A 24,756-nucleotide genomic window follows, 5' to 3' on the forward strand; every position below is an offset into this window, starting at 1 on the left:
GCTGGCGCAACGAAGGCGGCCCTCGGAACGCGCAGCTCGCGGTGGCGTCGAACGCCGATGGCAGGCTGGAGCTGTTCGCGTTGTCCGACAGCACGTTCGACCACATGTGGCAGACGGCACCGAACGCCGGGTGGTCCGGCTGGGAGAACTTCGGCGGCGGCGGATACCGAGTCGCGGCAGGCACCAACGCCGACGGCCGCATCGAAGTGATGGCGTCCAACAGCACCGGCGTGTTCCATCGCTGGCAGACCGCACCCAGCGGCGGCTGGGGCAACTGGGAGGGAACGTTCGGCGGACCGCCCAACTCGCGGCTGGCCATGGAGAACGCGCCCGACGGCCGGTTGGAGGTGTTCGCGTTGTCGGACACGACGTTCGAGCACCTGTGGCAGACCGGGGTGAACGGCGGCTGGTCGTCGTGGGAGAACTTCGGCGGCGGTGGGCACGACGTGGCCGCCAGCCACAACCAGGACGGCAGGCTGGAAGTGTTCGCGTCGAGTTCGAGCGGGGTGTTCCACAGGTACCAGACCAGCCCGACCACGTGGTCCGGCTGGGAGGGCACGGACGGGATCACCGACGCCGAACTGGCCACATCCCGGTCGGTCGACGGCCGGGTGGAGGTGTTCGCCATCAACGGCAGCACCGCGAGCCACATCTGGCAGACGCGGCCGAACGCGCCGTACTCGGCGTGGGAGACCTTCGGCACAGGCGGTTCGGAGATCGGCGCGAGCAACAACGCCGACGGCCGGATCGAGGTGTTCGGCACGAGCAGTGCGGGCGTCTACCACAAGTGGCAGACCGGGTTCTCCACTTGGTCGGAGTGGGCGTGGCTGAACGGTTCCGGCCCGGCGGTGACCTGATGCGTCTACTCACGACAGTCGCCCTCGCGGCGGCGACGTTGTGTGCCGTGGCCGTCCCGAGCCATGCCGCGCCGTCTGGGCAGGTCGGGGCGACGCCGTTCGTCCAGATCTACGACCCGAGCGTGGGGGAGACGAAACCGTGGTACATCAACGACCACACGTTCGTACAGGACGCGCAGGGGACATGGCACCTGTTCGGCATCACCCACACTGAACCCGCCGACGCGGAGGACGAGGACTCCTTCGCACACGCCACCGCGCCCAGCCTGACCGGGCCGTGGACGAAACGCCCGCCCGCGCTGACGGTCTCACCCGCGTACGGCGAGACTTACCTGTGGGCGCCGCACGTGATCCGGGACGGGTCGACGTACTACATGTTCTACGCCGGTGGCGGCGCGGACCCGGCCAAGAACGCGATCAACCTGGCCACGTCCACGGACCTGTACACGTGGACCCGGCTCCCCAGCGGGCCGCTGTTCCGTGACGGCGCCGTCGCCCGTGATCCGTACGTGGTACGCATCGGGGACAAGTGGGTCATGTACTACACCGCGACCAGCGACCCCAACGGCGGCAACCACGTGGTGGCCTACCGCACGAGTACGGACCTGGTGCACTGGAGTGACCGGTCGATCGCCTTCACCGACCCGACATCCGGGTTCGGCGCGGGCAACACCGAGTCGCCGTTCGTGGTGTACACCAATGGCGCGTGGCACCTGTTCATCGGACCACGCAGCGGATACGCCGGTACGGACGTGTTCCGCAGCGCCGATCCGTTCCGCTTCGCCACCGACCAGCTCGCCGGGCACGTGTTCAGCCACGCCGCCGAGGTGGTCCACACCGGCGGCCGGTGGTGGGTCAGCCATGCGGGATGGGGACAGCGCGGAGTGTGGCTGGCGACCTTGGACTTCGGCAGCGGCAGCCAGCAGTACGCGCCGGAGGCGAGCTCGGATCCGGGCGGCCGGGTGGTCGTCGTGTCCGGTGTGGACGGACGACAGGAGGTCTTCGCCGGTGGGAAGGACCAGGTGTGGGGGCGTTACCAGACCGTCCGCAACGGCACTTGGTCCGACTGGTACCCGTTGGGCGGGCCGAAATCGGCGTCCCTGACCGCCGCACGCAACGTGGACGGGCGATTGGAGCTGTTCGCGTCCGGTGACGGCCGGGTGGACCGCAGGGCGCAGTCGGCGCCGAACGTGTGGCAGGGCTGGGAGAACTTCGGCACTGCCGCGCACGATCTGACAGTGGCGCAGAACGCCGACGGGCGGCTGGAGGTCTTCGCCAGTGGCCCAGTGGGTGTCCACCACCGATGGCAGACCTCTCCAGGCGGATCGTGGGCCGGGTGGGAGGCCTTCGGTGGACCGGCCGACTCGGTGCTCGCCACCGGGCGGGAGGCGGACGGCCGCCTCGACGTGGTCGCCGCGGCCAACGGCACCGTGCACCGGCGCAGGCAGGGAGTGCCCAGCGGCGGGTGGTCCGGGTTCGAGACGTTCGGCACCGTCCCCGGCGTCACGCACGTGGCGCTCAACCGCCGGGAGAACGGCGCGCTCGAACTGGTCGCGGGCGGGGTGGCGGCAACGTCGAAGCGGGTCCAGGACGGCCCGTCGGGAACGTGGTCGCAGTGGACCGGGTTCGGCGGCCCACCGCGCTCCCGCGTCCACATCGGACGCAACGCCGACGGCCGGATGGAGGTGTTCGCCACCAACGGCACCACCACCGAGCACCGCTGGGAGAACGGCTCCGGCTGGTCCGCGTGGGAGACCTTCGGCGCGGGGACGTCCGGGGCCGGGTTCGGCGTGAACGCCGACGGCCGGATGGAGATCGTGGCGGGCGCGCCGAACGGCTCACTGGTCGGCCGCTACCAGCTGGCACCGAGCGGCGGGTGGTCACAGTGGACACCTGTGGGCGGCCCCGCACTGGGATAGGAGCACAGCACCGGCGTGGTCGCCTCGAAGGCGGGGCGACCACGCCGGTGCCGGTTCACGAAGCCATAACTCCTCCTCATAAATCTCGAACCACAAGGACATTTACTGTCCAACAAGGTGACGGTTATGCCCCGTCTGGCGGTGTCGACGTAGTGGTTGCGGTGCGTAACTTCGGGGTCTGTGCGAGTCATCCTGCCTGCCCCCAGTATCCGCTTCCGGCGGTTGCGGGCATTGCTTCTCGCCTTGAGCGCATTCGCCTCCCTGTATCTCACGGTATGCACCGGGGAACACGGAGCACATATCCTATATCCGGGATCGCACGCCACTTCTGCGAACACAACCCTCGATTCGGATTCGATCGGCGTCACCGCGGACAACGGCGGGTCGGGTGAATCGCTGGTACACAGCCCGGATGGCGTGGATGTCCTGCCCCGGGCCGAGAGCGGTTCCGGCATCGCCCTCCTCGCACTCCTGGGCCTGTTCCTGCTCCCGCACGGCGATCGCCTGCTCGGGGGCTGTCAGCGGCCGGCCTGGCGAAGGCGTCGCCCGCCGATGAGAGCGGAGCACGGACGCGCGTTCCTGTTGACGGTCTGCGTCGCGCGGACCTGAAAGCACCCCCACCCGCGGCCTTTCGAGCCGCTCCGGTGACGACGGCGCGTTTTCCTGCGTGATTCCCGCACGGCTTCCGTACGCACTGCCCATCCGGTTTCCAAGGGTGCCCGCGTTCGCGCGCACCCGGTACAGGCATGCCCACTCCACTGTGGAGTGGACGGGATTTCGTGGGCGCCAAGGCGAATTCCCGAGACTAGAAAGGTTGACAATCCCGTGAATTCCGGCCCTGCACTGCACATCCTCACCCGCAAAGACCTGCACGACCTCGAACTCGCACCGCAGGAGGCCATCACGATGGTCGAGGACGGCTACCTGGCTTTCGCGGCCGGGCGGTCTCAGAATCCCGCCAAACTGATGGTGCCGATGCCCGACCCCGCGCGCGACTCGGTCGCGTACTCCATGCTCGGCTACGACGGCTCGCTCGAGCAGGCGGCGTTCAAGACGAGCTACCGGCAAGGCAGCACCACCGCCGAGAAGTACTACACGACCATCACCCTGTACGACGACACCACCGGCGCGCCGTTCGCGCTCCTGGACTGCCATCGCGTCGGCGCCACGCGCACACCCGCCAGCACCGCGCTGCTGGCCCGGACTTGCGCCAGGCCGGGCGCACGCTCGGTGTTGATGGTCGGCACTGGCGCACAGGGGATCCGCACGTTGCCCTACTTGCTCACCGCGCTGCCGGGGCTGGAGCGTCTCCGGCTGTTCGGCACGCATCCCGACGGCATCCGCGACAGCATCGCGGCGCTGACCGACCAGTTCCCGGACCGTGAGGTGGAACTGGTCGACGACGTCGAGGCCGCGGCCGCCGAGTCGGACATCGTGGTCGCGGCGTCCGGCCGCGCGGCGCACCCGAAGATCCGCCTCGGCTGGCTGCCGCCGGGTGGGCTGCTGATCTCCGTGGCCAGCAAGGGTGTCCAGGAAGGAACCCTCGCACAGGCCGACTACACCGTGGCCACCAGCGCGGCGCAGGTCGAAGTCACCGGACGGCGGATGGCGGGCACGGACGGCGTGTTCCGCATCGACGCCGAACTGCCCGACATCCTCGCGGGCCGTGTCCCCGGCCGCCGCACGGCCGAGGACCGGGTGTTCGCCTTCAGCAGCGGTATGATCATCACCGACATCCCGGTGGCACACGCCCTCGCCACCCGCGCCATCGCGGCGGGCCGTGGACGCGAGGTGACCCTGTGGTCGTGACCACAACGCTGTCGACGCCGCTGCCCGCGCTCGAGCGTCCCTGGGCACCTCGGCTGCGTGGCACACCGATGCTGTGGGAGATCGCTCGCGCCGTCGGCGGTGGACCGTTCCATGTGATCCACCCGGCGACCTTCGCGGAGAACCTGGTCGGTATGGCCGACGCACTGGCCGCGGCGAACACCCCTGGTGTCGTGTACTACGGCAAGAAGGCCAACAAGGCGTCGGCGTGGCTGCGCGAGTGCACCCATCCCGGGACCGGGGTCGATGTGGCGAGTGTGCCCGAGTTGGTGCACGCCCTCGGCAACGGCGTACGGGGTGAGGCGATCGGGGTGACCGGCGCCGCGAAGTCCGACGGCCTGCTGTGGCTGGCGCTGCGACACCGCTCCCTGTTGGCGGTGGACGCGGCCGACGAACTGGAACGCGTGGTGGGCCAAGCCCGCCGCCTCGGTGTCGGGGCCGACGTGCTGTTGCGCGTCCGGCCGCCGACAGCGCCGACGAGCCGGTTCGGCTTCTCCCCCGACGAGTTGACCGCGGCGGTCAGCCGATGTGCCGAACTCCGCGACGCGATCGCGCTGCGCGGTTTTTCGTTCCACCTCGACGGATACGACCCGGTACCCCGTGCCGAGCTCGCCGCGCACCTGATCGAGCTGTGCCAGCAGGCCCGCGCTCTGGGCCACCCCGCGTCGAAGATCAACATCGGCGGTGGGATCGCCGTGTCCTATGTGGCCGACGAGGACTGGCGGCGCTTCAAGGACAATAAGGACGACACCTGGTTCCACAGTGGTCGCCATCCACAGCGGACGTATCCGTATCACCAGTCCCCTACCGGCGCCGCGATGGTGACCGCGATCCTGCGGCATGATGTCGGCGGCGCGCCATTGGCCAGCCGACTGCGCGACACCGGGATCGAGTTGTTGCTCGAACCAGGCAGGGCGCTGCTGGACGGCGCCGGGTTCTCGGTGTTCCCGGTCCAGGGCTGCAAGGACAGCGGGGACCACTTGATCACCACTGTCGCCGGGCTGAGCATGAGCCTGTCCGAACAGTGGAAGGGCAGCGAGTTCCTGCCCGACCCGGTTCTGGTGCGGCCGGGCGGACCGCGGGACGGCGACGGGCCGGTCCGGACCGCCGTCGCGGGGTCCAGTTGCCTGGAGTACGACGTGTTGACCTGGCGCACCGTGGAGCTGCCCGCCCGCCCCAGGCCGGGGGATCTGCTCGTCTACCCCAACACGGCGGGCTACCAGATGGACAAGAACGAGAGTGGTTTCCACCAGCTGCCGTTGCCGCCCAAAGTGGTGGTCGACGGCGATCGCTGGCACCTCGACGCCGACTACCTGATCCAGGAGATCCCATGACCATCGTCCAGCGCGCCTCGGACCTGATCGGGGACACTCCGCTGCTCGAACTCGCGCACACCGGGACCGGTACCCGCCTGTTGCTCAAGCTCGAGCAGATGAACCCGACCGGCTCATGCAAAGTGCGGATGGCCCGGCAGATGATCATCGAGGCTGAGCGCGACGGCAGGCTGAAGCCGGGTGGGCACATCGTGGAGCCCACGTCCGGCAACACCGGATGTGGCCTGGCGTTGGTCGCGTTGGAGCGCGGCTACCGGTTCACCGCCGTCGTCGACCGGCACGCGGCCCGTGAGAAGCTGCGCATGCTGTCGGCCATGGGCGTGCAACTCGTGTTCGTCGACTGCCCTTCCGACGGCGGCCCCAGTTCCGTGCGCAGACGCGAAGTCGCGGCCCGGCTCGCGGCCGAACTGGGCGCCTATCACCCCGACCAGCACAACAACCCCGGCAACGCGAACGGATACGACGACCTGGCGGCGGAACTGCTGCGGCAGTTGGACTCCGTCGACGTCCTCGTCGCGGCGATCGGCACGGGCGGCTCGCTCTGCGGCACGGTCCGCGGGTTGCGGGCGGCGGGCGCACGGACGCGCTCGGTGGCGGTCGAGCCGGTCGGGTCGATCATCTTCGGCGGACCGCCCGGCGTCTACCACCAGACCGGCGCGGGCAGCCCGGCCGGGTTCCCCATTGGCTCCAATGTGGACCGTGCGCTGGTCGACGACGCCCACCTGGTCTCGGACGCCGACGCGTTCGCGGGCGCCCGTGTCGTGGCGCGCCGGACCGGAATGCTGGTCGGCGGGACGACCGGCGGCGCGATCCACGTCGCGCTGCGCCGGTTGTTCGCGTACCCACCTGGAAGCACTGTCGTGGTGCTGTGCAACGACGCCGGGGAGAAATACCTGGACTCGGTGTACGACGACAGCTGGTTGCGCGACCGCGAAGTGCTCGACGAACTGGCCCAACGCCGGGTGGAGCGGTGGTTCAACACGTACGCCGCTTCGGTTCGGATCGCGGCCGACGCGAGGCGACCCGCGGCGGTGGGTGCGTGAGCCGGTCGACCGGTGGATACCCCGCGATCGTCGCGCTGGCCGCGCCGATCGCGGGGATCCAGCTCGCCCAGGTGGCACTGACCAGCGTCGACCTGGCCATGCTCGGGCTGCTGGGGGTGGCGGCGGTGGCGGCGGGAGGACTGGCGCTCCTGCTGTACAACCAGGTTCGCACCATGTGCGTCGGCATGGTCACCGGCGTCGGAAACCTGGTGGCCACAGCGGCGGGAGCAGGCGAACAGCGAACCGGCACAGACCAGCCCGACGACCAGGCGAGAGACGAGATCCGGGCGCTGGTGCGCTCGGCGCTCCTCGTGGCGACAGCGGCGGCGGCCGTGGGCGCGGCGGTCCTGTGTGGACTGGCGCTGGCCCTGCCGCTGCTGGGTCAACGGCCGCAGATAGCCGCGCTGTCGCGTGGGATGATGTTCGCGCTGGCGGGTGGGCTGTTCCCGATGGTGTGGCTCAACGTGCTCCGGCAGTTCGCGGTCGGGATGCGCCGCCCCGGCTCGCTGCTCGCGGTGACGTTGGTGTCGATCGCCGTGAACGCGGCCTGCAACGCCGCGTTCATCTACGGCTGGGCGGGTTTGCCGCAACTGGGTGTCGCAGGGGTGGGCTTGTCCACGACAGTGGTCCAGTTCTTCACGCTGGCGGCGTTCGCCTCCACCATCCGCCGGGATCCCCACTTGCGGCCCATGGTGTCGCTCGCCGCGTGGCGAGCCGACCCCGTGATAGTCCGGCGCATCGTGCGGCACGGCACACCGATCTGCTTCACCTACGGATCGGAGGCCGCGATCACGTCGATCGCGACCCTGCTGATGGGCGCGTTCGGACCGGCGATGCTCGCGGCCTCCAACGTGGCCAACCAGCTCGCGTACATCGTGTACCAGTGCAACATCGGCCTGTCACAGGGTTCGTCGATCCTGGTCAGCCGTGCGGTCGGCCGGTCGGAGCCCGAGTTGGCCTCGACCATCGCGCGACGGGCCCTGACGTTGTCGTGGACGTTCATGGCCGTGGTGAGCCTGGGCTACGTGTTCGCGCCCCTGGCGATGTTGTGGCCGTTCCTGCATGGCGAGACGGACGCGGTGGTGCTGGGGACCGCGTCGACGTTGCTGTTGTTCGCTGTCGCGCAGCAGTACAGCAAGGGTACTCAGAACATCCTGGTCGGGTTGTTGCGTGGACTCGGCGACACCGCCTCGGGCTTGCGGTGCACGCTGATCGGGTATTGGGCTGTTGGCGTTCCGACCATGGCGGTGTGCGCTTACGTGTTCGGTTGGGGTGGGTGGGGTGTGTGGACGGGGTTGTGCATGGGGTTCGCGTCAACCGCGGTCCTGCTCGCTCGCCGATTCCGGTCCAGACTGCGGATCCCGGCACCGTTGTCGGGACTCACCTTCGACCGAAAGGGTTGGGAATAACAATCTTTCCGCTACGAGATTCTTTCCATGCGAGCTGAGTATCTTCCGGCAAGCTGTAGGCGGCAGTGTTCCGAAGAACAGAAGCGAAACGACGAGGCTGCGAGCTATCGACAATGATACGTTCGAGCCGAGGAAGATCCCACAGCGGCGACAGATCCCTGATCTGGGTGAACGAAATGTCAACTTCCCGCAGGTTCGCAAGCCGGGCCAGCGCCGAGATATCGATCAGAGCAGTCCTGGACACGTTCAACATGACAAGCTTGGACAAACTCGCCAGGCCGTCAACACGTGTGACAGTCGTTCCTGAGAGATTGAGGCTGACCAGCCGCTTGAGGTCCGCCAGCGGCGCAGGATCGGAAACCGCGCAGTCGACCACGGCGACGTCGTACAACGTCCTCGCCCAAAGGCCGATGTGGTCGATGTTACGAAGGGAGGTGGTTTCGGCGATGTGCAGCGCTCGCAGCGACGGGGCAAAGGCTAGGGGAGCAAGCGACTCCAGTCCGTCCAATCGAGCGACTACCACTCGCTCAAGTGAGGCGCACGCTTGAATCGAGTAAATGTCGGCGGCCGTCACACCACGCCCTATGTTGAGCATTGTCAGATTGGGCAGACGATCGATCACGTTGAGATTTTCGGCGTTGGCCACGGACACATACAGTTGCGCAAGGTTTGCCAAGTGGCCAATGTGCCCGAAATCCACCGTACCCGGGGGCGCCGCATAGTCGTGCACCACGGACAACAGGCGGATAGAGTCGGGGAGGCCCCTCAGGTCGACGTCCGACTCCAGACTCCAGTTGACATACACAGATTTCAGACCGTCGAAACGACGGAGAGAGCTTATCCTTTCCTGGTCGTTCTCGATACTGACCGCATCGAGGCCAGACCCGTTCAGCACCTGCACTACATATTCTTCCTGATCGAACCCACGCCAGTTCCTGATCAGCTCCTTCCGCACCGCGCTCCGCGTATCCGTGCGGTACTTCGCGAGCAATGCAAGCGCCTCGGGCAAACCGGTCTCGGCGATGGCACGCAGCGTCGCGACTGTTTCCTTGGCCGTCCGGGGTTTGGCGTCCGCCAGGAGATCGAGGACGAACGGCCCGGCGGAAGCGAACTGCTTGGCAGCGGTCAGCGACTTCGGCGGAAGCAGCTTTCGTGCTCGCTCCTGGATGTCGGCGCGGAGCTCCACGTCGAGCTCCGGAGCTGTTTCCAGACTGGCCAGAGCAAGCAGCTCCAGCACGCTCTGATACTCGGGCTGGACGTCCGCACGCGCGAGGAGCCCCGAGAGCAACTCCTTGCGCTGCGGGCGGGAAGCACACCCCACCGACATCACGACGACTTCCTGCCACTGGTCCAGATGCGCGTTGGCAACAACAGTCCCCACGTCATCGGCGTCAGTCATGGCCGCCAGAGCGGCCAAGTACTCCTGGAATGTCCGGTGGATGAAGTCGACACGACCCTCGACCGGTTCCCGCAGAAGACCCGACCGTTCGAGCAAGTGGCTGTAGACCTCCGTCCTCGCCTGGACCTGGGGCATGTTCTCGAGACGTTTGGCGAGCAGGTCCTTGGCACGGGTCACCCCGACGTCACTCTTCCCGTTGCGGATCAGCCAGTACGCGAGGTCCCCGAGCAGCAGCGTCTTCTCCCGGCGGTTGAGACCGTCGTGCAGGTGCACCTTCCGCTCCGCGTCACGGCGGTCGAGAAGCATCTGCAGTGCCACGTCGTACAGCTCGATGCGGTTGCTGGGCATCGCCGAGCGGCGATCCTTGTACAGCGCGCAGAGCAGGGCGCAGAGAAGCGGGTAACCAGCCAGTTTCCGAAGGTGGTTGCGGGTGTTGAGCTGGTCTGTCAGGCCTTCCTGGTACGCGTCGATCTCGGCTTTGGCCTGGGTGTCCGCTGCGAGCGAGCGCATGGCGTCGTGCCAGCGTTCGATGAACACCCTGACGTCGCGCGGCGTCATGGGCTGCAGTTCCATCACCTTGAAGGCGTCCTCTTGCAGCCATGACGGCGGCGCGCCGCCAGGACGTGAGGTGATGACGAACTTCGCCCGGGGAAAGGAGCCGGTCAGATCGCGGAGCCACGATCGGACCGCGTCACGCTGAATCGCGTACACCTCGTCGACGCCGTCGATCAGGACGACCGCGGTACCGTCGCGCAGGCACGAGTGGACCCAGCCCTTGGGCATCTCGTCGGCGATGTGGCGGCCGATCTCGTCGAGGAACTGTTCGGGCGCGGGCAGGTTGCCGTGTGTATAACGGCGCAGGGGCAGGAAGAAGGGGACGGTTCCGTTCCACGCCGACAGCCGCTCGGGGAAGTCACAGAGCGCGCTGCGGACGGCGATCCAGTGCAGCAACGTCGTTTTGCCCAGACCGGCTTCACCACGGATGAACAACCGGTTGCTCATCGCGAGGAGGTCCTCGACGCGAAACTCCTCGAAGATCGAGTCCGTGCCTTCGGTGGCCGCCGTCAAACCGATGTAGGCCACCGACAGCGGGTACTTGCGGCTCGCGTCGGACAACGTGACCCCGTACATCTCGACCTGGTCGAGCTTCCGGGCCACCAGCTGGCGGTAGTCGTAGTCGAAGCCCGTCGAGCGGTCACGTTGTGGGAGACGAGCGAGGACTTCCTTGATGCCGTCGAGGATCTCCCTTTCACGGCGCAGGATCTCAGTCAAGGCGTCCGGTGAGAACCGCGGCAGGCTGCGGGCGATCTCGATGACGTAGCCGCAACATTCGCGCAGCAGGAGGTCGTAGAGATCACGGCCTTCCCGGGACAGGTGACGGGAGTCGCCGCTCAACGAACGAGCGAGGTGCCGGGCGTCCAGGTCCGCGGCGAAGAGATCGTCGCCCTTCAGTGGCGAATTCTCGAAAGCGGCCCGGACGGCGTCAAGCGCGGCCTCCTGCTCGTTCGACGGCAAACCGCGAAACTCGGTCGTCAGGATGGGTTCGACGCGGCTCGCGACCTCGTCGGCGAAGTTCGCCATCAGCCGTTCGAGTTTGCGCTTGTCGCGGTGGCTGACCAGGCGGTCGGAGATGACGTCGACCGCGCTCGCACTCACCTCCGCAGCGATCTTCTGATCACCGAGCCACAGTTTCGCCGCCGCACGAACCGCCGCCGTTCCCAGCCGGATGAGCGCAATTTCCACCCAGCTATCTAACCCTGGTGGTCAACGCAAGATGGGCGCGCACAACTCCACCAGGCTCACCAGCGGCCGTGATCCGAGGTGGGACAGGACCTCGGACGCCACGACCGACCCGAGCCTGCCGCAGGTCGGCAGGTCATGGCCTTGTGTGTGGCCGTACAGGAAACCCGCCGCGTACGCGTCGCCCGCGCCTGTGCTGTCCACGACCTGCGCCACCGGCTCCGCCGGGATTTCGTACTGGTCGTCACCGCGAGCGATGACCGAGCCCTTCTCCGAACGGGTCGCCACGACAACACCTTTGTGGCCTGAGATCGCCCTCAGCGCGTCCTCGAACGTGGTCATCCCTGTCAGCGCCGTCAGCTCGGCCTCGTTCGCGAACAGAATGTCAGCGTTGGCCACTGTTTCCCGGAACGCGGCAAGATGCCGACCGACACACTCCGAGTCGGACAGGGCGACCGCCACGCTCCTGCCCGCGGCGTGCGCGATGGACATCGCCTGGCGCACCGCGTCGAAGGCCGACGGGGAATCCCACAGGTATCCCTCGAAGAACACGACTTTGGCCCGTGAGACGAGTTCCTCGTCGACATCCACCGGACTCAGCCCGACACAGGCGCCCAGATAGGTGTTCATGGTGCGTTCGCCGTCCGGGGTCACCACGATCAGCGACCGGGCGGTACCCGGCCCGTCGACGGCAGGCACGGAACGGAACTCCACACCGGTGGAACGGATGTCGTCCATGAAGACCGTGCCGAGTTCGTCATCGCCGACCTTCCCGATGTAGGCGACGTTCCCACCCAACGAGGCCGCGCAGGCCACTGTGTTGGCGCACGAACCACCCGACACCGCGGTCGGCGCGGTCATGTTGGTGTGCAGGAAATGTGCGCGCTCGTGGTCGATCAGGGTCATGCCGCCCTTGGTCAGACTGTGCGCGGCGATGAAGGATTCGTCTTCCTTGGACAGTACGTCGACGATCGCGTTGCCGATTCCGAGAATGTCCAGTTCAACGGTCACACTGTTTTCCTTTTCCAGGCAACAAGATGACCTGCGCCATGCTAACAGGTCGGCGGTGTGCGGGCAGTTCGCGCGTTACTCAGGCGTATGCGAGTTTCTCGCTGCGGAAGTCGAAGGTGGTGATCGCCACTACCCCGATGGCAACGGTGATACCGGTGATGATTCCGGCGCACCGCAGCGTGACTGACCAGCTACCAGCGCCCACCGTGCTGTTCGTGAACGCCTCGATCGCCCAGTGGTGCGGTGTGAACGGCCCGAGCGCGCGGCTGACCGCGGGCAGGCGGTCCGGTGTGACGATGGTGCCACCCAGGCCACCCAATCCCAGCATCAGCAGGTACGTGATGCTTTGGAAAGCGGACACCGACGAGGTCACGGTGTACAGCAGGATCCCGATCATCGGACCGCAGCAGGCCAACGGGACCGCCACGACCAGCAGTTGGAACACGTCACCGTGCAACGGCAGCGGGTAGACCAGGAAGGTCAGCGCGGCGAAAACCACGAGCTGGACGATGCCCATGGCCAGGACGGGCACGAGTTTCCCGACCAGGAAGGCACTCCTGGGTGGTTTGTACACCGCTTGACGCAGCCACGTGTTGCCGAAGAACTCCCGGAACAGGGCAAGCCCCTGGTAGTTGATGGTCATGAAGCTGAACAGGACGGCGAACCCGATCACCGAACGCCCGGGGAACGCCGCCGGATCACCGGAAACGGCGGTGCCGAGCAGCAGGCTGAGCAAGGCGGGCACCGCGAACATGAAGATCACCGGTGTCCGCATGCGCCACAGCGTCCTGGCTTCGGTGGCCGCGAACGCCCGCACGACTGTCCGCCACTCGATCCGCTCACGCATCGTCGACCAATCCGGCCAACTCCGGATCCTCGGTCAGCAACCCGCGCAACGTCGCGGCGGTCACGCGTAAACCGGTGAGCTTCGCGGCGCCGTCGACACGAACGGCATCCGCGACGGCGCCGGACAACTCTTCCGCGTACTCCGGTAACGGGATCCGTACCTCCCGCGCGCCGCGCTCGTCGGACACGTCGACCACCAACTGCCGGGACAGCCCGGCGAGCAGTCGGGACAGCGTGGCGGAGCGGATCACTTCACCGCCCTTGATGATCAGCAGCCGCGAGCACATCTCCTCCAGGTCTTCGGGGTAGTGCGAGGTGACGACGCTGGCCACGCCTCGCCCCGACCAGGCACGAACCAGCTCGACCAACCGGCCCCTGGTTTCGAAGTCCAACGCGTTGGTCGGCTCGTCGAGGAAACGCAGCGGCGGGTCGTGCACGAAGCTCGCGGCGATGTGCACCAACCGCTGCCAGCCGCCTGACAACTCACCGACGACGCGGTTGACCACCAGCCCCAGACCGAACTCGTCGGCAGCGGCGTCCACCGCGGCCCGCACCCGCTTGCCCGGCAACGCCAGCCGGGCGGCGTGTGTCAGGTTTTCTTTGGTGGTGAGCAGTTGATAGAGCGCGGTCTGCTGCGTGGCATAACCGACCAGGTCGCCGACGGCGCCGGTGACCGGCGCCGACCGGTAGCTGACGACGCCTGTCCGATGTCCTCTGCGCGCGTCGAAAACCGCACTCAGCAACGTGCTTTTGCCGGAGCCGTTGGGCCCGAGGATTCCCAGTACCTCACCGGGTTCGACGGCGAAGCTGATCCCCCGGACCGTGGGCTCGGCCTGGCCGGGGTACCGGAACCGCAGATCGCGAACCGCCAGCAGCGGATTGTCCGACGCCGCCTCGGTCATCACACGATCCTAGTGGTCATCTGGTCGGTGCTCGTAGGAAATCGGCCGGTTCGACCGGCTGGAAACGCTACCTGCCGAGCCTTGCGCGGGCCGCGTCGGTGACCGGCGTGAAGAAGTTGACCAGGTTGCCGTCCGGGTCTCGCAGCAGCATCGACCGGTTCCCCCACGGCATCGTGGTCGGTTCCTGCACGATCTCGAGCGCCTCGGGCAGGGCGGTCAGGCGAACGTGCTCCTTGTCGACGTCGTCGACGAGGAACTCCAGGATCGCGGTCCGGTTCGACTCGGGCACGGCCGCGCCCACGCTGAACAGCGCCATCGTCTCGACGCTGCCGATGGCCAACGTGCAGGACGCGCCGACGAGCTCGGCGAACTGCGGGGCGGGCCGCCTCGCCTCGATACCGGTCGCCTGCTCGTAGAAACTCGCCAGGCGGGCGACGTCGTTGCTGATGATGCGGACGGACAGAAACTGCATGACGGATCCTTCTGCTGCGGAGGAACGAACACCGACCACGCTATTCGCGATACTGGACAGGATCCGCCCGGTATTGGGACGATCTTTCCCATGACCCGGCCGATCGCCCGCGTGCTGGCCCTGCTGGAGATCCTGCAGAGCGGCGGCACGCGGACGCTCACCGAGCTCGCCGGGCGGCTCGATGTGGACGAACGAACGGTCCGCCGGTACGTCGAACACCTCGTCGACCTGGACATCCCGGTCCGTTCGGTGCGTGGGCGGTATGGCGGGTACCGGCTGGAGCCCGGCTACCGGATGCCCCCGTTGATGCTCACCGACGAGGAAGCCCTCGCGGTCCTGCTCGGCCTGGTCGCGGGTCGCCGCGCCGGACTGGTGACCACATCGGTGGCCGCCGCCGAGAGCGCGGTGGCGAAAGTCCGGCGCGTGCTGCCCGCGCAACTCGCCCAACGGCTCGACGCACTGCTGGACGTCGCCGACTTCACCGCGCCCCCACGACCAGCGCTCACAGCGGAGGCCGACGTGCTGCTGACCGTCGCGGAGGCGGCGCGCGATCGTCGCCCGGTCAAGCTGGCGTACACGGCGAGCCACGGCGGCGTGAGTGAACGCGTCGTCGACCCGTACGGGGTCGTGGCGCACTCAGGGCGGTGGTACCTGACCGGTTTCGACTCCACCAGCGAGCAGGTGCGCACGTTCCGCGCCGACCGGATCACCGATGTCGCGGTCCAGCCGGGAACCTTCGACGTACCACCGGGTTTCGATCCCGCGCAACAAGTACTCGCCGCCATCGCCGAGGCTCCGCACCGGCACGAGGTGTCCGTGCGGATCCGGTCGTCGCACGACCGGATCCGCTCGGTCTTCCCGCCCGCGATCGCCACCCTCGACGAGGATCCCGGCTCTCCCTGGGTCCGGATGCGGATCCGCGCACAGCGGCTCGACTGGATCCCGCCCCTGCTGGCGGCGCTGGACAGCCCGTTCGTCGTCGAGCAGCCGGACAGTCTCCGCGAACTGGTGAAGGCACTGGCCGCCAGGCTGGCCGAGTACTCTGCCGACCATGGCTGAGATCGCGGACTTCGCACGGCTTGTGGCCGGTGAGCACGGCCTGGCGGTCGTGTCGACGCAGCGCGCGGACGGGACTGTGCAGTCGACGGTGGTCAACGCGGGAGTTCTCGATCACCCTGTGACGGGCGAGCCCCGAGTGGGGTTCGTGGTGCGCGGGTCAACTCGCAAGCTCGTGAACCTCCGCGCGCGGCCACGTACGACGGTTGTCGTGCGGGTCGGCTGGGAATGGGCCGCCGCTGAGGGGGCCACAGAGCTGATCGGACCGGATGATCCCGCTGACGGTGTGGACGTACGGCTGCTGCTGCGTGCGGTGTTCACGGCCGCCGGGGGCACTCATGACGATTGGGAAACCTACGACAAGGTGATGGCCGACGAGCGCCGGACAGCTGTCCTGGTGACTCCGGAACGCGTCTACTCGAACGCACCCCGGTAACGGGGCGTCACGAGTCCGATTCGGTCAGCCGGTCGGTGGTGAACTCGAACAGGCCGTCGAGATCGCGGCACTGGGCCACGGCGTGACGGCGCCCGGCTGGATCCGCGCGACGGCGATGACCGGCGCAAGATCGCGTACGCCAACGCCGAAGCGCTCTACCGGCTACCCAGTTCTCACGGCGAACTCGCTGAACCAGGAATGATTGCCCCGGCTCGCCGTGGCCGAGCCGAACTGTGAGGATTCGACCATGCAGGCAATCACTGTCCGGGACCAGAAGGCGGGCGTCGGCGGGCTCACGCTGACCGACATGCCTTACCCCCATGCCGCGGAGAACGACGTCATCGTGCGTGTGCACGCAGCGGGATTCACCCCCGGCGAGCTCGACTGGCCGGGAACGTGGACAGACCGCGCGGGCCGTGACCGCACGCCCAGCATCCCCGGTCACGAGCTGTCCGGTGTCGTGGCCGAACTCGGCTACGGAACCACCGGCCTCACCGTGGGGCAGCGGGTGTTCGGGCTGGCCGACTGGACCCGCGACGGATCACTGGCCGAGTACACCGCTGTCGAGGCACGCAACCTCGCACCACTCGCGGCCGACATCGACCACACCGTGGCCGCCGCGCTGCCCATCTCCGGCCTGACCGCGTGGCAGGGGCTGTTCGACCACGCCCGCCTCACGACCGGCCAGACCGTCCTGATCCACGGCGCCGCAGGCGGTGTCGGGTCGATCGCCGTCCAACTCGCCCGGGAGGCGGGCGCACGCGTGATCGGTACCGGCCGGGCCAGCGACCGGGAGGTCGTACTCGGCCTCGGCGCGCACACGTTCCTCAACCTGGACGCCGACGACTGGCTGCGGGCAGGCGAGGTGGACGTGGTGTTCGACGTCATCGGCGGTGACATCCTGCGGCAGTCGGCCGAAATGGTGCGCGCGGGCGGCACCCTCGTCACCATCGCCATGCCGCCGACGGTGCGGCCCAAGGATGGTCAGGCCATCTTCTTCGTCGTCGAACCCGACCGCGCCCAACTGGCCGACCTCGCCGAACGCGTCCGGTCCGGACGACTCAAGCCCATCGTCGGCGACGTGCGGCCGTTGGCCGAAACGGCGGCCGCGTTCGCCCGCCACCGCCGCACGCCCGGAAAGACGATCATCCGGGTCACCGCGGGCTGACTCGACCGTGCCGATCCAGGGCGAACCTGGTCAAGGGTCGCCCGCGTTGTCCAGCATGACGAGCATCCGCCGTGACGCGATCTCCGTGCGGAACCGGGCCGCGCGAAGCGGGATTTCGTGCCGGTAGGCAACAACGCGGTCAACAGCACGGCAAGCGCGTCAATGGACGGCATGGCTCGCCCGGTTTGTAGCCGCACAGATCCAGGTACAGCTTCCCGTCCGAGAACTGGTCCCTGACCCGATGGCCCCAGTGCACGGCGGTGCCGCACCGGCTCGTCATGAGCCGGTGCGGCACTGGACGAGGTCGAGGATCCGGCTGGTGATGATGTGGGGCATGCGCATGCTGAACGAGTGGGTGCCCTTCGGCACGATTTCCGTGCGGATGTTGGGGTTGAGCGCTGTGACGCGATGGGCGACCTCGTCGGAGCGGTGGGCGACGCTGCGTTCGCCGAGGATCAGGTAGGTGGGCACGTCGATCGCGCGTAGTTCTTCGTCGGTGAACACGTGCTGCGGGGGTACGTGCTGCTTGTACTTGAGGCTACTGAACAACAGCGGCCGAAAGGCATGGCGCACAGTGGGATCGCCGGTCGCGACCCGGCGCAGGATCGGCATCGGCAGCAGCCACTGGAACATCTCGCGCAGGCTCCAGAGGATGAACCGCGCGCCGAGGATCGAGAATCCCGCCGGTTCGAAGGCGATCACACTCGCGAGCCGGTCGGAGGAGCGGCATGCGAGGTTCATGCCGGATCCCGGCACACCTCGACCCGCGACTGGAGGCCGACGCGCTCGTGACCATGGCCTCCGGTCTGTTGAACGGCATACTGGTCGACGTCTACACCGCGCAAAGCGCGACCGAGCTCGTCGACTACCGGCTGAACCAGCTGTTCACCGACATCTGAGCGTGCGATCTCAGCCGGTGTGCAGGACGCGGAAGCGATCGAGTTGCACCGGATCCCTGTCGACGACCTGGATCGGCGGCCACGCCCACTGCCACACGCTGATGTCGGCGGTGCGGGAGAACCGGATCTGACCGCGGGTGCCTTCGACCGCGACACGCGGCCAGTATTCGGCGATGCGCGCCCGGTCCGTGCCCTGTGACCGCAGAACCGCGGCGAGGGTCGTGATCGTGTCGTAGCCCTCGAACGCGACGAACGACGGCGCCTCGCCGAGCCGCTCGCGCAGGGTCGTCTCGACTCGTGCGCCGAGCGGGCTGAAGTGCTCGGGCAGGTAGCGCAGGAACGGGATCACGGCGCCGTCGTCGCCCAGCAACGCCGCCCATTCGGCGAACTCCGGCTGCCCGGCCGGAGCACCCATCAGGATCCCGGCAAGACGCTGGTCGCCACGCACGGCCTTGACGATCGGGACCGCCGGATCCGGTTGGCTGACAAGGAGAAGCAGAGCTGTCGCCTTGTTCTCGACGAGTTCGTCGCACACGGCCGTGGGGTCGAGGGTGCTCATGTCGAGTTCGATGACGCGACCGCCGTGTGCCGCGAGGTGTTCCCGCAGAATCCGGGTTCCCGACGTCCAGTAGACACTCGGCTGAGCCGCGACCGCGATTCGGGTGTGGCCCGCGTTGAGGAGGAAGTCCGCGTAGATCCGCCAGCCTCGGGACTGCGCCGGTGCGATCCGCGCGACCCAATTCGTCGGCTGGTCGGTGAGTGCGTCGAGAACCGCCGACGAGCACAGGAACGGCACGCCAAGGGCGTCGGCCGTGGCAGCGGCAGCACGCGCGACGACACTGTGGTACTCCCCCACCACCGCGGCCACGCCCAGGTCTGCCAGTTCGCTGACGGCCGCCTCGGCGTTCCGCGGATCGGCCGCGGTGTCCCTGACCAGCAGCTCAAGCGGCCGACCGCCGATCCCGCCGATGTCGTTGACCTCGCGAACGGCCAGTTCAAGCCCGGCGAGCAGGTGCCTGCCCGCCCCGACCCAGCCCGGCCGCGTCAGCGGGACGAGAGCACCGATCGGGACTGCGGACATCGGGACTGCGGATGGCGTACTCATGCGTTGCTGTCTCCCGACGATCCGATTGCCGTACACCCGGATCGTAGATCGACATGGCGAACGGGTGAAGGGCGCCAGGAGCAGCCCCCGAAGCCGCTCCTGACGCCCAGGTCCTCACTTCGTCGGCGTCGGCCTCGACGGCGACGACGGTGATGATGGTGGTGGTGCCGAAGATGTGACCGAAGGCGTGGGCGAAGGCGCTGAAGGCGTGGTGGACACCGGCGGGGAGGACGACGTGGTCGACTTGGGGATCGCCGCGCTGAACGGCACCCCTGCGGTCTCGCGGCACACCGTCTCGTACGTGGTGTAGGCGCCCGGCGCGTCGGATGACGGCTGCTGGGTCATCTCGATCCTGGGACGCGGGAACCGGTTGTCCTCACCGGACTTGGTCTCGCCGCCGTTCGGAGTGCGACAGCCGTAGCGGGGCAGCGTGATCGGCTCGCCCTTCTCGTCGTAGAGGTAGATGTCCGTCAGCGGTTTGCCTTCCGCGTCGAACGCGTAGATGTTCTCCACCCCGCTGCCGCGGTATCGCAACTCGCCGTTGCCGTACTGACCCGACGTCGGGGAGTTGGACGACGCGGTCGCGTACGGCGTCCTGTCGCCGATCAGGTCGACCGTGGCACCGAAACCGCCGAACAACCCGCCGACCACGAAGGCCGACACCGGCGCGACCATCCACACCAGACGCCGGTCACCGCGCACCCGCTGCCCGGCCCACACGGCTGCGAGACCGATGGCGATCAGGAACGGGAGCAGCAGCACGGCTTGGCGGTGCCGTGCCATCAGCAGCAATCCGAAGGCGGCGAGCGCCACCGCGCACACGACCCACCACGCGGGTTTGAGCGTCCCGAGGAACCGCATCGTCTTCGCCGCGCTTTCCTGCTCCCGCGCCCGGTCCAGAGTCGCCACCAGCCACTTCACCTCGGGCAGGGCCCTGACCCGCGCCACACCGACGTGCAACACCAGCACGATGCTGACCAGAAACACCGGAGCGGCGAACAACAGAATCAGCAGCACGTCCGGGTTCAGCATGTGCCCGGCGACGAAGGCCACTCCCCCGGCCCAGATCGTGCAGAGCACCAGTCCCCACAACGCGATCCGTGGTTGCGCGCGACCCGGCGCCGACTTCGTCACCGTTGTCGAGGCCGCCACGACAGTCTCCGCGACCGGCGGGTAGCCACCGGACGCGCGGAGTTCCGCGGCGTAGCTCTCCGGCGTGCCCAGCCGCTCGATCAGGGCATCCACGCGGGCACCCGGCCCCATCTCGGCCTCGATCTCGGCCAGGTGCGGCCGAACGTCGTCGAGGATCTCCTCGACCTCGGTCGGCGGCAGGTCGGCGAGCGAGGTCCGGACACGCGCCAGATATACCCGCACCGCGGTCGGCTTGTCACTCATGCTGCCTCTCCCAGAAGCGAATTCATCGTCGAAGCGAAGCTCAGCCACGTCTTGCCGGACTCCGCCAGCCGCAGCCTGCCCGGCTCGTTGAGGCTGTAGTACTTGCGATGCGGCCCCTCTTCGCTGGGCACCACGTACGACGTGAGCAAGCCGGCTTTGTACAACCGCCGCAGCGTCCCGTACACCGAGGCGTCCCCCACCTCGTCCAGGCCCGCCGTCCTGAGTCTCCGCAGGACGTCGTAGCCGTAGCCGTCCTCTTCCCGCAGCACCGCGAGCACGGCGAGATCGAGCACGCCCTTGAGCAGTTGACTGATCTCCACTCCACCCTCCAGTCGTACGCCATGAACACTACCACGCATAGCGCAGTAGTGCGCACAGCGGAGGGTGCCGTCGTGGACAGTCGTCGTCATCCCTGCACGATGTACCGCAGGTACGCGGCCGGGTTGTTCATGTACCGGCGCCAGTGATCGACCAGAGCCAGGTCGTCCCAGGTGGTACGCCGGAAGCCGTGGTCACCGACCTCGATGATGTCGGCGTCCGGCGTCGCGGCGAGGATCGGCGAGTGGGTCGCGCAGACGACCTGCGCACCCGACTTGCCGAGCCGGTACATCAGGTCCACCAGTTGCAGGCACGACTGGAAGGACAGCGCGGCCTCGGGCTCGTCCATCACGTAGAACCCGGGCTCACGGAACATCGCGGCGAACACCGTGAGGAAGCCTTCCCCGTGGCTCATCTCACTGATGTCCTCGTCCCAGTACCCGGCTTTGCCGTTCACCGCCTCCATGAAGCCGAAAGCCGTTTCGGCGCGCAGGAAGTAGCCCTTGCGCCGCTGCCTCGATCCCCCGCGCTGCCAGGCGCCCGCGGACGTGGACTCCAACCGCAGCACCTCACCGAGTGGCGTCTTCGGCCGATCGTTGCCGTACTTGCGGCCCGCTCGTCCGCCGCGGGCGTCCAGGCCCCACGCCTCTGCGAACGCCTCGACAAGAGTCGACTTGCCGGACCCGTTCTCGCCGACGAGCATGGTCACCGGCCGCTCGAACGTCATGTCCTCAGTGGCCAGTTGAGCCACGCAGGGGACGTTGAGCGGCCATGGCCAGTCCTCCGGCGGGCCGTCCGGCAGCAGTTCGTCGTGGATGCGCGCGCGACGGACGAGCATGCGGCTCAGTGCTCGCGGCCGAGCAGCATCTGCGGGTAGCCGCGGTCGACCTGGTCGCCGAGCCCGACGTCCAGTCCCGCGATGAACTCGTCGAGCCGGGCGGTGGCGTCCTCGACCGTGTCGGCCTCGCCCTTGAACTCGAACTGGACGAAGTCCCCGGCGTGCAGCACCTGGTCGACCACGACCGCTACCTCGACGGTCGGCAGCGTCCAGACCTCCCGCGTCTTGTCGACCGTGACCAGCGGGAGGAAGTCGAGCATCTGCAACAGCCGCCGGATGGCCTCGACGTCGTCGACCACCGATTCGAACTCGTCGGCGTGGGTCTTGTCGATCGCGTCGACCGGCAGCCACCGCTTGTAGTTGATCGAGCTGCCGTGTTCGTCGGTACGGACCCGCAGCCACTCGGAGATGGCCTCGGGGGCGAGGAAGTCACGGTGCGGGGCGTTGAAGTACGCGTCGACCTGGTGCGTCGGCTCGCCCTGTGTGCCGCCGAGCTTGCGCAGCCTGGCTTTCAGCGCCTCGACGTCAGGCACGGCGTACTTCTTCTCGACCTCGATGTGCTGCACGATCAGACCTCCGGGGGGTGTGTGCTGTCTCCATCATCCCGTCAACCGTTCCTGATCAGTGTCCAGGAGTGACATCCGCTGCCAGCTCCCGGGACTGGTGAATCGAGTCGACAAGTCGAGCCGGATGTGACGAGACTGCGTTCGTGATCCCCGTTCTGTGGCTGTACGGACCACCTGGTGTCGGCAAGACGTCCGTTGCCTGGCAGATCCGCGCCCAGTTGCGCGCCAGCGGTGTCGCAGCCGCCTATGTGGACATCGACCAGCTCGGCATGTGTTACCCGGAACGGGACCACGATCCGGGACGGCACCGCCTGCAGCTGCGCAACCTCGCGTCCGTGGTGGCGAACTTCGCCGCCCACGGCGCGGAATGTGTTGTGGTGTCCGGGGTTCTGGATCCTGCCTACCGTGCCGCGTTGCCCGGCGTGGCTTTGACGTTGTGCAGGCTGCGGGCCAACCGCGACGAGTTGGCCCAGCGGTTCGTGGGGCGTTCGGGCGACGAGGCGTCTGTCGCGGCTGTGCTGGCCGAGGCCGACAAGCTGGACGCCAGTACGATCGCGGACCTGTGCGTGGACACCAGCGGCCTGACTGTGCCTGAGGTGGTAGCGGCCGTGACGGCTGCCGCGGGCGACTGGCACACGGCGGCAGGCGAGCCGCCGCCGTTGCCTGATCTCGCGCCGGCGGACGGACCGGTCTTGTGGGTGAGCGGTGTTCCGGGGGTCGGTACGTCGATGGTCGGTTTCACGATCTACCAGCGTGTCCTGAGCGCTGGTCACACAGCGGGTTACCTGGATCTGCGGCAGGTCGGGTTCGGTGCCGACGGTGAGGTGGATCATCGGCTTCGGGCGGCGAACGTGGCCGCGGTGTGGCGGGCGTACCGGGACATGGAAGCGGACGGGTTGGTGATCGTCGGTGAGATCGGCGCCGATGACGGGGACGTGCCGTACGTGAAGGCGTTGCCCGCCGCGACGTTGGCCGTCTACCGGCTGCACGCCGAGCAGGCAGATCTGGCTGAACGCATGCTGCCGCGCGGCGGACAGAGCAGTTGGCCGCAGCCCGGGGACCCGTATCTGGGGCAAACGGCTGACCAGTTGCGGCAGGCCGTGGCACGGTCGGTCGCGGACAGCCTCGCGCTGGAACGCGCCGAGATCGGTGTGCGGGTGGACAGCAGCGGTCGCGGTGTCGCCGAGACAGCCGATGCCATCCTGTGGCCGCTTCTGAAGGGGTGACCGAGCGCATTGCCGCCGTGCGGCGTGCTTTTCGTACACCGGCACCGCGCCGTGTTCGCCAGCTAGCAGCTGTAGCTGCGCAGGAATGCCCGGACGCCGGACACGACGATCTCGGTGATCTCGTCCTGGGCCATGGGGACGGCGCCGTAGAACGTCTGGTGGTTGACGGCGGTGACGGTCAGCAGCGTCAGGTGTGCGGCTGCCCGCTCCGCGTCGTCGATCCGCAGGAGGCCGCGGTCGGCGATCCGGCGCAGGTAGGGCGCCAGCCGCACGTGCCCGGTTTGCGGGCCTGAGTCGATCCACGCCTTCAGGATCTGCGGCGGGATGCGCACCACTTCGGCCTCGATCGTCCTGACCAGCGCGAAGTGGTCGGGGAAGGTGGTGACCGCGGCGACGCGGTCCATCGAGAAGTCGATCAGGTCCTGCTCCAGGTCGACGATCTTGCGCAGGTGCCGGTCCATGGTGTGCGCGATGACGGCGGTGACCTCGTCGGCGCCTTCCAGTGTCACGGTCAGGAACAGCTGTTCCTTGTCGGCGAAGTGGTTGTAGATCGTCCTCTTGGAGACGCCTGCCTCGGCCGCGATCATGTCGACGCCCGCGCGGCTGTAGCCCTCGCGGCCGAACACCTTGCGCGCGGCCTGCGTGATCGCCCGGCGCTTCTCCGGCCTGCCCTCGGCCATCGACGTCCCTCCCCTGCCGGAAACTGGTCGGTGCAGTTTACGGCCGTGTCTTCAACGCGAGCGCGATGAGCAGGTCGCGGAGCAGGTCAGCGGAATGGGCGTCGGTCAGGACGCCGTCGCCGGTGATCCGAGTGTCGCACTGGAACACCGTGACCTCGGCAAGGCCGCGACCGGGGCGGGCGGCGTCTCGGTGTCCAGGTCCTGGTCGTACAGGGGCAGCCGGGCGAGGTCCGGCTCGATCTCGATGGCGAGCCCGCCGGGATTCAGCTTGCGGGCGGCGTCATCCCCGCACTGGCGCACGACCTCGGCA

At 67.9% G+C, this 24,756-nt stretch carries 23 protein-coding genes and 1 pseudogene; 11 read left to right on the top strand and 13 right to left on the bottom strand.

The window, feature by feature from the left end; all coding sequences use genetic code 11:
• The 6 genes and pseudogenes from ALI144C_RS18745 to ALI144C_RS18775 all read left to right on the top strand — a co-directional run.
• Positions 1-857 (top strand): annotated as a pseudogene (locus tag ALI144C_RS18745) (hypothetical protein); the annotation flags it as partial.
• Positions 824-2,776, top strand: a complete 1,953-nt coding sequence (locus ALI144C_RS56770; RefSeq protein ID WP_237774218.1) for a hypothetical protein — start codon at positions 824-826, stop codon at positions 2,774-2,776. The pseudogene ALI144C_RS18745 and the gene ALI144C_RS56770, both read left to right, overlap by 34 nt.
• A gap of 825 nt (positions 2,777-3,601) precedes the next feature.
• Positions 3,602-4,585, top strand: a complete 984-nt coding sequence (locus tag ALI144C_RS18760) for an ornithine cyclodeaminase (protein WP_076988423.1) — start codon at positions 3,602-3,604, stop codon at positions 4,583-4,585.
• Complete coding sequence (locus ALI144C_RS18765) at positions 4,582-5,937, top strand: alanine racemase (protein WP_237774219.1); 1,356 nt, start codon at positions 4,582-4,584, stop codon at positions 5,935-5,937. The genes ALI144C_RS18760 and ALI144C_RS18765 overlap by 4 nt, the downstream gene beginning before the upstream one ends.
• Complete coding sequence (locus ALI144C_RS18770) at positions 5,934-6,980, top strand: PLP-dependent cysteine synthase family protein (RefSeq protein WP_076988425.1); 1,047 nt, start codon at positions 5,934-5,936, stop codon at positions 6,978-6,980. Before ALI144C_RS18765 ends, ALI144C_RS18770 begins: the two co-directional genes overlap by 4 nt.
• Positions 6,977-8,389, top strand: coding sequence for an MATE family efflux transporter (locus ALI144C_RS18775; RefSeq protein WP_076988426.1), 1,413 nt, complete (start codon positions 6,977-6,979; stop codon positions 8,387-8,389). The genes ALI144C_RS18770 and ALI144C_RS18775 overlap by 4 nt, the downstream gene beginning before the upstream one ends.
• On the opposite strand, the gene ALI144C_RS18780 is transcribed toward ALI144C_RS18775, so the two are convergent.
• The 5 genes from ALI144C_RS18780 to ALI144C_RS18800 form a co-directional block, all read right to left on the bottom strand.
• Positions 8,361-11,531 carry an NACHT domain-containing protein gene (locus ALI144C_RS18780; RefSeq protein WP_076988427.1) on the bottom strand — a complete coding sequence of 1,057 codons (3,171 nt, stop codon included), beginning with the start codon at positions 11,529-11,531 and terminating at the stop codon, positions 8,361-8,363. The genes ALI144C_RS18775 and ALI144C_RS18780 overlap by 29 nt on opposite strands.
• A 21-nt stretch (positions 11,532-11,552) precedes the next feature.
• Positions 11,553-12,539: an adenosine kinase gene (locus ALI144C_RS18785; protein WP_076988428.1), complete on the bottom strand. Its 987-nt coding sequence runs from the start codon at positions 12,537-12,539 to the stop codon at positions 11,553-11,555.
• A 79-nt stretch (positions 12,540-12,618) separates the two neighbouring features.
• Complete coding sequence (locus ALI144C_RS18790) at positions 12,619-13,386, bottom strand: ABC transporter permease (RefSeq protein ID WP_076988429.1); 768 nt, start codon at positions 13,384-13,386, stop codon at positions 12,619-12,621.
• The gene (locus ALI144C_RS18795; protein ID WP_076988430.1) at positions 13,379-14,287 is read right to left on the bottom strand and encodes an ATP-binding cassette domain-containing protein; all 909 of its coding nucleotides are present in this window, start codon (positions 14,285-14,287) and stop codon (positions 13,379-13,381) included. The genes ALI144C_RS18790 and ALI144C_RS18795 overlap by 8 nt, the downstream gene beginning before the upstream one ends.
• A 67-nt stretch (positions 14,288-14,354) precedes the next feature.
• Positions 14,355-14,759, bottom strand: coding sequence for a VOC family protein (locus tag ALI144C_RS18800; RefSeq protein ID WP_076988431.1), 405 nt, complete (start codon positions 14,757-14,759; stop codon positions 14,355-14,357).
• A gap of 90 nt (positions 14,760-14,849) precedes the next feature.
• On the opposite strand from ALI144C_RS18800, the gene ALI144C_RS18805 reads away from it, so the two are divergent.
• The 3 genes from ALI144C_RS18805 (at position 14,850) to ALI144C_RS18815 (ending at position 17,419) form a co-directional block, all read left to right on the top strand.
• Positions 14,850-15,818, top strand: a complete 969-nt coding sequence (locus tag ALI144C_RS18805; protein ID WP_076988432.1) for a helix-turn-helix transcriptional regulator — start codon at positions 14,850-14,852, stop codon at positions 15,816-15,818.
• Positions 15,811-16,251 (top strand): pyridoxamine 5'-phosphate oxidase, encoded by a 441-nt coding sequence (locus tag ALI144C_RS18810; protein ID WP_076988433.1) that lies wholly within the window; start codon positions 15,811-15,813, stop codon positions 16,249-16,251. Before ALI144C_RS18805 ends, ALI144C_RS18810 begins: the two co-directional genes overlap by 8 nt.
• Positions 16,252-16,498: 247 nt before the next feature.
• Complete coding sequence (locus tag ALI144C_RS18815) at positions 16,499-17,419, top strand: NADP-dependent oxidoreductase (RefSeq protein WP_076988711.1); 921 nt, start codon at positions 16,499-16,501, stop codon at positions 17,417-17,419.
• Positions 17,420-17,695: 276 nt separating this feature from the next.
• Here ALI144C_RS18815 and ALI144C_RS18820 read toward each other — a convergent pair whose 3' ends face one another.
• Positions 17,696-18,160 carry an alpha/beta fold hydrolase gene (locus tag ALI144C_RS18820; RefSeq protein ID WP_143230721.1) on the bottom strand — a complete coding sequence of 155 codons (465 nt, stop codon included), beginning with the start codon at positions 18,158-18,160 and terminating at the stop codon, positions 17,696-17,698.
• Here ALI144C_RS18820 and ALI144C_RS55545 point away from each other — a divergent pair.
• On the top strand, positions 18,148-18,318 hold the full coding sequence (locus ALI144C_RS55545) for a hypothetical protein (RefSeq protein WP_168211287.1): 171 nt from the start codon (positions 18,148-18,150) through the stop codon (positions 18,316-18,318). The two genes, ALI144C_RS18820 and ALI144C_RS55545, sit on opposite strands and share 13 nt — an antisense overlap.
• Positions 18,319-18,328: 10 nt before the next feature.
• Here the strand turns inward: ALI144C_RS55545 and ALI144C_RS18825 are convergent, their stop codons facing one another.
• The 5 genes from ALI144C_RS18825 to cyaB all read right to left on the bottom strand — a co-directional run bounded on the left by ALI144C_RS18825 (position 18,329) and on the right by cyaB (position 22,540).
• Positions 18,329-19,423 carry an ABC transporter substrate-binding protein gene (locus ALI144C_RS18825; protein ID WP_076988712.1) on the bottom strand — a complete coding sequence of 365 codons (1,095 nt, stop codon included), beginning with the start codon at positions 19,421-19,423 and terminating at the stop codon, positions 18,329-18,331.
• 114 nt (positions 19,424-19,537) lie between these two features.
• On the bottom strand, positions 19,538-20,818 hold the full coding sequence (locus ALI144C_RS18830) for a DUF1700 domain-containing protein (protein WP_076988435.1): 1,281 nt from the start codon (positions 20,816-20,818) through the stop codon (positions 19,538-19,540).
• Positions 20,815-21,138 (bottom strand): PadR family transcriptional regulator, encoded by a 324-nt coding sequence (locus ALI144C_RS18835; RefSeq protein ID WP_076988436.1) that lies wholly within the window; start codon positions 21,136-21,138, stop codon positions 20,815-20,817. Before ALI144C_RS18835 ends, ALI144C_RS18830 begins: the two co-directional genes overlap by 4 nt.
• Positions 21,139-21,224: 86 nt before the next feature.
• Positions 21,225-21,974: an AAA family ATPase gene (locus ALI144C_RS18840; protein WP_076988437.1), complete on the bottom strand. Its 750-nt coding sequence runs from the start codon at positions 21,972-21,974 to the stop codon at positions 21,225-21,227.
• Between the two features lie 5 nt (positions 21,975-21,979).
• Positions 21,980-22,540, bottom strand: a complete 561-nt coding sequence (gene cyaB / locus ALI144C_RS18845; protein ID WP_076988438.1) for a class IV adenylate cyclase — start codon at positions 22,538-22,540, stop codon at positions 21,980-21,982.
• A gap of 143 nt (positions 22,541-22,683) precedes the next feature.
• On the opposite strand from cyaB, the gene ALI144C_RS18850 reads away from it, so the two are divergent.
• The gene (locus tag ALI144C_RS18850; RefSeq protein WP_076988439.1) at positions 22,684-23,766 is read left to right on the top strand and encodes an AAA family ATPase; all 1,083 of its coding nucleotides are present in this window, start codon (positions 22,684-22,686) and stop codon (positions 23,764-23,766) included.
• A gap of 62 nt (positions 23,767-23,828) precedes the next feature.
• Here the strand turns inward: ALI144C_RS18850 and ALI144C_RS18855 are convergent, their stop codons facing one another.
• Entirely contained in the window at positions 23,829-24,446 is a 618-nt protein-coding gene (locus ALI144C_RS18855; RefSeq protein WP_076988440.1) for a TetR/AcrR family transcriptional regulator, read from the bottom strand.
• A 105-nt stretch (positions 24,447-24,551) separates the two neighbouring features.
• Entirely contained in the window at positions 24,552-24,746 is a 195-nt protein-coding gene (locus tag ALI144C_RS54450; protein WP_143230722.1) for a hypothetical protein, read from the bottom strand.
• Positions 24,747-24,756: the final 10 nt, after the last annotated feature.

Origin of the sequence: Actinosynnema sp. ALI-1.44, assembly GCF_001984155.1 — a bacterium.
GTDB lineage: Bacteria > Actinomycetota > Actinomycetes > Mycobacteriales > Pseudonocardiaceae > Kibdelosporangium.

Excerpts from the sequence above, each read along its gene's own strand:
- ALI144C_RS18770 (WP_076988425.1), top strand. The coding sequence starts at position 5,934 with ATGACCATCGTCCAGCGCGCCTCGGACCTGATCGGGGACACTCCGCTG.
- ALI144C_RS18790 (WP_076988429.1), bottom strand. The coding sequence starts at position 13,386 with ATGCGTGAGCGGATCGAGTGGCGGACAGTCGTGCGGGCGTTCGCGGCC.
- ALI144C_RS18795 (WP_076988430.1), bottom strand. The coding sequence starts at position 14,287 with ATGACCGAGGCGGCGTCGGACAATCCGCTGCTGGCGGTTCGCGATCTG.
- ALI144C_RS18800 (WP_076988431.1), bottom strand. The coding sequence starts at position 14,759 with ATGCAGTTTCTGTCCGTCCGCATCATCAGCAACGACGTCGCCCGCCTG.
- ALI144C_RS18805 (WP_076988432.1), top strand. The coding sequence starts at position 14,850 with ATGACCCGGCCGATCGCCCGCGTGCTGGCCCTGCTGGAGATCCTGCAG.
- ALI144C_RS18810 (WP_076988433.1), top strand. The coding sequence starts at position 15,811 with ATGGCTGAGATCGCGGACTTCGCACGGCTTGTGGCCGGTGAGCACGGC.
- ALI144C_RS18815 (WP_076988711.1), top strand. The coding sequence starts at position 16,499 with ATGCAGGCAATCACTGTCCGGGACCAGAAGGCGGGCGTCGGCGGGCTC.
- ALI144C_RS55545 (WP_168211287.1), top strand. The coding sequence starts at position 18,148 with ATGCGAGGTTCATGCCGGATCCCGGCACACCTCGACCCGCGACTGGAG.
- ALI144C_RS18820 (WP_143230721.1), bottom strand. The coding sequence starts at position 18,160 with ATGAACCTCGCATGCCGCTCCTCCGACCGGCTCGCGAGTGTGATCGCC.
- ALI144C_RS18825 (WP_076988712.1), bottom strand. The coding sequence starts at position 19,423 with ATGAGTACGCCATCCGCAGTCCCGATGTCCGCAGTCCCGATCGGTGCT.
- ALI144C_RS18830 (WP_076988435.1), bottom strand. The coding sequence starts at position 20,818 with ATGAGTGACAAGCCGACCGCGGTGCGGGTATATCTGGCGCGTGTCCGG.
- ALI144C_RS18840 (WP_076988437.1), bottom strand. The coding sequence starts at position 21,974 with ATGCTCGTCCGTCGCGCGCGCATCCACGACGAACTGCTGCCGGACGGC.
- ALI144C_RS18855 (WP_076988440.1), bottom strand. The coding sequence starts at position 24,446 with ATGGCCGAGGGCAGGCCGGAGAAGCGCCGGGCGATCACGCAGGCCGCG.